Below are 7,812 nucleotides of genomic sequence, written 5' to 3' on the forward strand. Positions count from 1 at the left end.
GCTTTTCCGGCTACGCATATGCCCCGTTTGGATTTTTCATTTAGTGGTATAAAAACGGCTTTTTCACTTTTTATTCAGGATAAAACAACCGAATATATAGCAGCCAATCGGGCTGATATTTGTNACGATTGAATCAGCTACCATCTTAGAGCGCGTAGCACCTGTATGCCCTGGTTGGCCACCTGGCTTACGCCCACTCTTATGACTAGGACGTTTCTTGGATTTGTACAATTCTTTTGAACTGGGTATAGAGGAATTCTTAGCATTTAAACCAAGTTTTTCTTTTAGGTGGGCATTCTCTAAACGCAACGCCTTGTTTTCAGATTCTAATAACGCAATCTTAGCCTCTAAGATCTGAACCTGACTTAGTAAATAGGGAATAATTTCTATGTTTAATTCCATCTAAGGGAAAGGTTTATGGGAAAAATCTAAACTAACTTAGTATTAATAATTATATTTTACAATAGAGCTAGTAAACGATTTAAGCCACTCCGCTGAACGGATACGTTAGTTTTTCTTAATCAGAAATCGCACAGAGAACCAAATACATAGCAAATTGCCTATTGCTGTTAGCCAACACAACATGTACAAATAGTTCCAGTGCTCTCCTTAAAATCAAATTTAGCAGCATAACTAGCACACTCAGCGTTTTGTTCTGCAAATTTACTTATAGCTATAGCAAGACTTTTGCTAGCTTTTATTACTTTTAAAGAATCAATATCATTATCATTAGGAACAATCTTTTGCTTTAGTTGATTTAAACCATATGTAATCTTATTAAAAAGTTCTTTAATATTACCACTTATTTCCATCACTTTCTGTAAGTTTTTACAGTTAGAAAAAAGGTTTTTTTGTCGATCAATGTAACATATTGACTGTTCCAATTCCTCGTATTCTTTATTAAAAGATTTTTCTTCTTTTTCTATATTCGATAGCATATTATTTAACATTTCATAATCATTGTTATGCAACTTAAAAACAGTATTACTAATTTCTGCGATAATAGTATAGATACTGTTAGTCATACTCTTAAGATGCCGTATTGTCTTACTAAAATTGTGTAGTAAAATTGTAAAAGCATCGAACCTAGGTCTAGGGTCTTTCGCCGTAAATTCATCATATTGCGCTTTAGCGGTGCTAGAATTTTTATTAGCAATACTAAGATACTGTTCAATGTTATTCATATGCTGTAATGTATCATAGTGTACTTTAAAACAGGTAAGTTTTTCATAAGCTTGCCTCTCCTTTTTACTAGCTTCTTTGATTTTTTCGTCTGCCGCTTGACTTTCTTCATAAAATTTATTGAATAAAATTAATAAATTATCACTATTACATTCTTCATTAGTATTCATGTATTTCTCCCAGTTATTGTTTAGTTTTTTAGCAAATATATAAGCAAATGTTAAGTGTCTATAATACGCTTCTCGGTAAAGATTTATTATGGCTCCTATCTCTTTTATTAAGGAATCAAGATATTTTAAATTAGCGTTATAAAGATTGCGTTTATCCTGATTAACATCTTCTGTACTTGTACTGAAATTTTTTACTTGCATGTTTAGTTCATTAAGGTATTCCTGAAGCCCCTTTATAGTATCCACATAATTTAATAATACGTCAGCAACATATATAATCTTAAAACTCATATTTTTGGGCATGAGGGTTAAAATATTATATTCTTTACATTCTTCTTTAGGGTTACAAATTTTTTTTATATCCTGTTGAATATTATCAACTTTCAATTGATTTAATATTTTATCAGTTATTTTCCGAGTCTTTTTTAGACGAAGATCAATCTTTTCCCAATTATCATTTGGGGACAATAGACTAGATGCAGTAGATTCAGCACCACTAGAATCATACTCATTAATACTTTTTATCAGATGCTGTATTAACTCTATGACGTATTCTATAGAGACCTTATATTCTTCAATTTGCCGATCAAGTTGATCGAAATTAGCAAGATGCTTCTCCCCATTTATAATAGAATTATCGTCAAGATCTGTATTTATGGCCATCATTAATGCATTATTAGCTTTATCAAGTCTATCTTTTGCTTTGTTTTTAATGTTTTCAGCTAACATATGTGAATACATCATAGATGTGAGCAAAAGCTTAGACATATTATTATTTACCAAATATTTAGTATTAATAGCATTAAAATCATCCCAACCCTCAAAATTATTCCAATCATTTATTTCTAAATTTTTATTATCGGCAAACTTTTTTATGTCGTTTTTGATTACATCTATTTCAGAAGATGTATTTTCAATAGTTATTGTTAATACTCTAAATTTTTCTTTAGTAATTTCCAATTCTGTTTGAAATTTATTTACTCTTGATCTCTCCATAGGATTTAAGTTAGAAAGATCAATATTAGTATCCTGCATACTTAGTTTTTGTGTTTGACAAGACAAACATAGCCATAATGTAAATACGACTACTAACACTTGATTTAAATTATAGTACATAGCTTCTAAGTATTTATTTATGTATAATATGGTAAAAAATTATGAATCATATATTGTGTGTTCACTCAATTCATGGATCTACAAATTTGATTAACACATGCTTCACAAGCATTACCAAATTCCTCAATAATTTGAGTAAAATTGCCTAAACATATAATAATTTGTACTAGCTTCTCACTATTGTTAAGCAAGTCTTCCTCACACATAAATGGAAAGATTTCATCTTCCACAATTTTCTTTAGTTTTTGTATATGCGATGCAAGTAATTGATAGTTAATAAGTAATTCACGGGTTTGTGTAATTGAATAATTACATTGCTTTGGAAGCAAATTAATTGCTGTATTTAGATTACAAAGGAAATTTTCATGACGTGAAATTAGACACTTTAGACTCTCTTGATGTTGATTAAGGTTAGCGCTAGTGACACTATTGCTAATTATATTACTAATACTGGTATTAACTTCAGACACAATTCCTAAGCTTGTATTAAAAATACTTTTGTATGTTTTAGTCATTTCATATAGCTTAAGAGTAAGCCTAGCCAAACTTTCATTTTCCTGATTTTCATCATTAACTTTTTCATAAGTCTTTTTAGCATACGTAACATATTGCTGTACCTTCTCATATTGATTATTAAGTATTTTATATACAGTATTAACTATATTTTTAGCATCCAATATGGAGTATTCCATTTGCATACCGGCGTGCATACTTATGTTTACTTCTTCTTTTTGTATAGCATTTACAAAAGCATTTGAAATTCTATTTTTACTCTTCAGTAAGTTGTCACGCGCAGAGCAGAGTTTTTCAACTTTCTTGGTATCAGTAAATTGCTTCGATGCCAATGCATAATTTATCAGATCTGTCAAACTTGTATGACAGCTATTATGAACTTGCATATAAGCCTCTGCGACATCAAGTGTGTTTTTCACTAAAGGTGTAAAAGATTCAATAACACTATTTATGTAATAATCATCATTATCAGTACTTACACTACCTTGCGTAGGATTAATGTTAGTTATAATACTAATATGATTTTGAATACCAGCCTTCATAAGTAAAGCAGCTGTAAAAAATTCCTTAGCTTTATTTAAGCAACTTTCTGCTATCATTAAATCAGCAGAACCAAAAGAAGGAGAAGTAGACAATACATTGAATATGGAATGTAGTTGGCGTTCATCCTTAAAATTTCGTACCATATCGTTAAGTGCTTGAAGTGTTTGAGTAATTTGAGCAGAATGAGAAATATTAACATCACCCTGGACATTAAGGTAATCTTGGTACTCCTTATGGAAATCTTGGCACATATTTTCCAGATTCTGTAATATTTGCTTATAAGTTACTTCTTTATGGGCAGATAAGCCTTCGAAAATGTCCTCAGTGAAAGCCTCTTTAGGATTAATAGCATATGCTATTAATCTCTCTATAGTAATTTGTATTTGCTCAATACTGGCCAGTATATCTTTGATTTCTTGTATTTGTTTTTGTATTTGTAATATAGCTATTTTAGATTTTCCAATATATTTTTCGCGGTCATCTGTGCTGTTCGCATTCATCTCATAATCGCTTACAAAATCAGCCATAGTTTCATTAGCCCGATTCAGCAGTACTGTTAGATTAGAATTTACTTTATCATTGTACATAATAATATAAGCCTTAAGATAAGCACTTACTTGAGAAATTCTTATTCTCTTGAATATATCAGCTATTTGATCGACTTCGACTTGTGCACAATACTTATCAAACATTTTATTATAAGAATCACTTTTTTGTTTATACCCATTAAGCTCGACCGTGATTTCACGGAGGCGTTGTTCATAACAAATCAATTGATTATTAATAATTTCTGTTTCTTTTAATAAGATACTTGGCTTATCTTTATAATACTGACTACATTCATTCTCCTTATTACTATCATTCATACCCAATTTGTGTAATTGACAAGATGAACATAATCCCAATAAGAACGCCCTAATATAAATTTTATATAGATTATTAATCATAATTGTATATTTTTACTGCTAGAACCATCTTGATACCCTTGCATACCTAACTTATGCTCCATGTTACTACATCCAGCTAATTTCAATATTATAAGCTCCAAGAGCTATCATACATTTCATGCATTTTCGATAAAACCTCTAGACATGATGCATGACCCTTTCTTATTGCCATATCTAATGTTATCTCTACTGCTTTTTTTCCCTTTGAATTCTCATAATTTAAATATGCCATCTTATTTTCTGGGCTCAAACCACTAGTTAAAGCTAAAATAGCAACCTCATTGTCACATCGAGCTGCTTCATGCAAAGGGGTATTACCAAAATCATTTTTTATAAATCTATTTGCACCTGCTCCTCCACCTCCCTGATCTTTAGGCTGCGCATCCATACATAAAAACACAATAATTCTTTCAGTTAAGGCGTTATTTTTCAGCCGAACTGCTTGATGTAAAAGCGTATCACCATCTGAATCAACTATATCTACTAAATTAACCTTTGGATTTAGCATGTTATGCTGCCTTATCCTCACCTCCCCCATAAAACTATTAAATATTTTTTCCAGAGCAGTTGCCAAATGCGTATAAGCAGAATCTCCAGCATTCTCTATTAACATATGTAATGGCGGCCTTCCTTCTTCATTAGGTATATCTATCTTAGCCTCTTTTTCAAGTAAAGCTTTAATACATTCTAGATACGTCTCTTCATCATCACTGATCAGGGTTACATCATCATGTTTAGAAGTAGATGTAAAAGACAACAAGTGATGTAAAGAAGTATTTTTACCTACACGATCCTGTATATTTGGATCTGCTCTGTAGTCTAATAGACACTCTATATGGTCTTTATCCAGTTTAGTTATATATTTTCTAGGCATCTCATCCCTTTCGCCCTTTAGGCCATTTTCAGTTTTATATACCAACTCACGAATAGAAAGTGCGTCACAACCACAAGCATAATGCAATGCAGTAAAACCCTCCTCATTAAATTCATTAGGATTCAAACCTCCCTTCAATAATAATCGGAGTATTTTAACATTAAGTTTCTTCATTGCCACTATATGCAGTAAGCCATGTATATTTCTCTCGTTTATTGGTTTAGAGTTATGATAATAAATAATACGTTTTAATATTCCTTTTTCATCCAAATTTTCTACATATTCAACATTATCAATCTCAATTTGAGTAATTAGTTCTTGCAAATGCTGCACCTCTTTGTATTTTGAATTATAATAGTTGCAATATTGTCCCTGACATATCTTACAACTTGTGCTATCTATATCATTTAAATCTCCAGACGTACTATTATTAGACCTATTAGAAGTATTCATCTTTGAAATAGAACCAACTTTGCTACAACTCATCAATAAGCTATTGTAAAATAATAACTGATATAGTATGCTATTCTTTTTTAATATCTTTAGAAGATAAATTAAGGAAAAGAAATTTTTAAACATGATGGTGTAATATGAATATGAGTTAAACATATTCGGATCTCTATTCCTGAAGAATAAAAAATGATTCTCGTGCTCGCCTCGTTTTATCTGCACTAAAACGGGTTACTCTTATCATACGTTCATTACCCTGTTCTAGGTATTCTATAAATTTATTTCCACAATTTATAAAAATATCGGTTTCGGTTTTGAATAGTCTTTTCTCAGCCTCCTTGAAACGAGCACGAAAATCAGTAATCCCTTTTACTATATTATTTATCTCTGTAAACGAAGGCACTATATTGCTATACTTCTGATGAACCTGAAATGGCTGATTGTTTCTCAAATAGTAAATGTAAGAAGAATGAGAGCGTAATTCACCAATTTCTTTCTCTAAATCACTACGGTATTTGTTTAAAGATTTCTTAAAAAAAGATAACGACGCTTTAGCTGAACCATTTTCTTCGTTTAACGAATCATTAAATGCCTCTACGAGATTATTAAAAGCATCGGATAATACTTTAAGGTTCTTGAATATATCCTGAATCTTATCCATTTTGTCCACTGATTCACTCAGTAGATTATAGAAATCTTCTTCTGTATCTGTAGTATTTCTATTTGAAGACAAATTACTCTGTATAAATTTCATTTTATTCAGAATTTCTTTTAGATGTCTACCATAATAGTGTATTTGCATTACAGCATCTGTAACTAAAACTTCTCCTATATTGCATATATGCATTGCATATTCGATAAATTTATTCTCTAAAGGCGTATTATCCGTAGTGATTGCACGGAGAGTTGATAAGGCATTATCATATTTTTCCTCTTCTTCGGAAAGAAACGTCATAATTTCCCTATGAAATTTTTTTTGGCTAGTAATAGTTTCTTTACTTGGTTTGCCTGAAGTAATCTTACTTTCTACAAACTCAAAATATTCCTTAATCATACTCTTCTGAAGAAGCTTATCCTGATAAGCAAAATCGCTTATACATTCAATAATTTTATCATGAAATCTTAATTTTTTATTCGAAGAGGAGAAATGCGTAACATCATCATCATAATTTTTCTTCTTATAATTATAAGAAGAAGATGAACCAGGTTCTTGGTTATTCATTTTATTATTAACTTCTGTGCTACATCCATAATATATACCACTGGAAGTAACCATCATAAGTAAGATTGGCTGAAATTTTATTCTTTTCATATTTCTAATTTTTATAAACTGTACAAATACACAAGCAAAAATATCTAATGCTAAACTTAAATAGAATTAATCTTAGTTTAAACTAGCTGTAGATGCTATTAGTAAAGCAATTTTACTTCATTTAATTGATTTTTCCTAATATTTTGAACAAAAAGGTATTCCATCCTTCGTCTACCAGGGCAAGGGTGGAACTGGATTAAGGAGTTTAAAAAATATATTCGTTCAGTTTAGCGATGTGTCTTAAAGCCGTTGATGCCTCTAAAGTTTACACACTTAAGTGGACAGGCCCCACGCAGGTGAACGGACAATGGCGTCAACTTAAGGTTTAGCTATTATTGATAACCAAGTAGAATAGGGTATTTTTTTACATTTTCTACATGGCTTCTTATTTAGCGAATAAATTCTTTTTTTATTATTTCATAAAAAAGTGTATGATACATTTTTTTATGCAAGAGTTTTTAGGGGAAAATTTTATTTCGGAAATTAAAGATAAATTGTATTCAGCAATATTTCAGACTATCCCTTCCCAAGGCGGCCATATGTTCACGCGCAGAAGGAAACTTACTTTTCCAATAGTATTTTCCACTATTTTAAAGCTAGTTAAGCGAAGTTTAGGCATAGAGTGTGAACTTATGGAACCGTTAACGTACAAAATTCCTCCATCCAAGCAAGCTTTTTCCNTAAAACATGTGAAGTTGAATTAAC

General features: G+C 30.8%; 4 protein-coding genes and 1 pseudogene. 1 reads left to right on the plus strand and 4 read right to left on the minus strand.

Going from position 1 to position 7,812, the window contains the following annotated elements:
- Positions 1–569: 569 nt before the first annotated feature.
- The 4 genes from EDM02_RS00130 to EDM02_RS00145 form a co-directional block, all read right to left on the minus strand.
- Entirely contained in the window at positions 570–2,387 is a 1,818-nt protein-coding gene (locus EDM02_RS00130; protein WP_123662113.1) for a hypothetical protein, read from the minus strand.
- Positions 2,388–2,533: 146 nt separating this feature from the next.
- The gene (locus tag EDM02_RS00135; protein ID WP_123662115.1) at positions 2,534–4,390 is read right to left on the minus strand and encodes a hypothetical protein; all 1,857 of its coding nucleotides are present in this window, start codon (positions 4,388–4,390) and stop codon (positions 2,534–2,536) included.
- Positions 4,391–4,559: 169 nt separating this feature from the next.
- Complete coding sequence (locus tag EDM02_RS00140) at positions 4,560–5,831, minus strand: ankyrin repeat domain-containing protein (RefSeq protein ID WP_184891040.1); 1,272 nt, start codon at positions 5,829–5,831, stop codon at positions 4,560–4,562.
- Positions 5,832–5,964: 133 nt separating this feature from the next.
- The gene (locus tag EDM02_RS00145; RefSeq protein ID WP_123662120.1) at positions 5,965–7,107 is read right to left on the minus strand and encodes a hypothetical protein; all 1,143 of its coding nucleotides are present in this window, start codon (positions 7,105–7,107) and stop codon (positions 5,965–5,967) included.
- 446 nt (positions 7,108–7,553) lie between these two features.
- Here EDM02_RS00145 and EDM02_RS05865 point away from each other — a divergent pair.
- Positions 7,554–7,805: pseudogene (locus tag EDM02_RS05865) on the plus strand (IS4-like element ISWosp8 family transposase); the annotation flags it as partial.
- Positions 7,806–7,812 lie beyond the last annotated feature (7 nt).

Source organism: Candidatus Cardinium hertigii, from assembly GCF_003788695.1.